This window comes from Longibacter salinarum, from assembly GCF_002554795.1.
GTDB lineage: Bacteria > Bacteroidota > Rhodothermia > Rhodothermales > Salinibacteraceae > Longibacter > Longibacter salinarum.
Map to the genome: position 1 here is coordinate 1 of NZ_PDEQ01000017.1, position 1,197 is coordinate 1,197.

1 protein-coding gene is annotated in these 1,197 nt (G+C 64.9%); it reads left to right on the top strand.

The genetic code is table 11. The features are described 5' to 3' along the window. Positions 1-221: 221 nt before the first annotated feature. A complete protein-coding gene (locus CRI94_RS17405) occupies positions 222-1,175 on the top strand; it encodes an IS110 family transposase (RefSeq protein WP_098079398.1) in 954 nt (317 codons plus the stop codon). Positions 1,176-1,197: the final 22 nt, after the last annotated feature.

A 1,197-nucleotide genomic window follows, 5' to 3' on the forward strand; every position in this document is an offset into this window, starting at 1 on the left:
CCTTGTATCTTGAACTTGGTGCTGTAGCTCGATCACACCTGGGTCATCGAGACCGCTGTGGAGCAGGGGCGCAGCACCGTCTTCCGTACTGAAGCCCGAACAGTTGATGGAGCCCGTGGCACCATGTGCCGGGGAGCTCGAATGCGACAAGGAGGGGCCCTCAGAACGGACCTTCACGAACCGATCCGGACCTTCCCTCCGGACGAACCGACGGATACAGTATGTCATACTACGGACTGGATATCTCAAAAGACCATCTCGATCTCGCTACCGTGGAGGGAGCCATCGGGCGCTTCCCGTACACGCCCGACGGAATCGACCACGTGCTTGACCACCTGACGCACGGCGCGCGAACAGAGGCTTCCGTCGCCCTCCTCGTGATGGAGGCCACCGGCGGCCTGGAGCATGCCGTGGCGGCCGCGCTCGCCGCGGCCGGTCTTCCAATCGCCGTGATCAATCCGCGGCAGGTGCGCGACTTCGCCCGCGCGACCGGACGGCTGGCCAAGACCGACGAGATCGATGCCACCGTGCTTGCTCTCTTCGCTGAACGCGTGCGCCCGGAGGAGCGGCCCTTGCCCGACGAGGAGCAGCGCGCCCTCTCCGCTCTTGTAACGCGTCGCCGGCAGCTTCTACAGATGCTCTTGGCCGAGAAAAACCGACGGCGCCGCGCCGACCGCGTCGTCCTGCCCGACCTGGAGGCGCACATCGCCTTCCTGGAAGGGCGTCTGGATCAGACCGACCGCGCGCTCCGCGAGGCCATCGAAACGAGCCCCGTCTGGCGCACCGGCGACGACCTCTTGCAGAGCGTACCGGGGATCGGCCCCACTGCCAGTGCCACGCTTCTGGCCGAGGTGCCGGAACTGGGCCGGATCTCGCCAAAAGAAATCGCCGCCCTCGTTGGCGTGGCCCCGTTCAACTGCGACAGCGGAAAATACCGCGGCACCCGACGCATCTGGGGCGGACGGGCCTCCGTGCGCCGGGCTCTCTACATGGCCACCCTCGTTGCGGTCCGCTACAACACCGTGCTTCGAGCACACTACGAGCAGCTCCTCGCGCGAGGGAAGGCCAAGAAGGTCGCCCTCGTCGCCTGCATGCGCAAACTGCTCGTCTGGCTCAATGCCATCATGCGCGAACAAGAGCCGTGGAATCCAGATTATCACGGCCTCACCTCTTGATCTTTAAGACAGTTGCTCCATA

Excerpts from the sequence above, each read along its gene's own strand:
- CRI94_RS17405 (WP_098079398.1), top strand. The coding sequence starts at position 222 with ATGTCATACTACGGACTGGATATCTCAAAAGACCATCTCGATCTCGCT.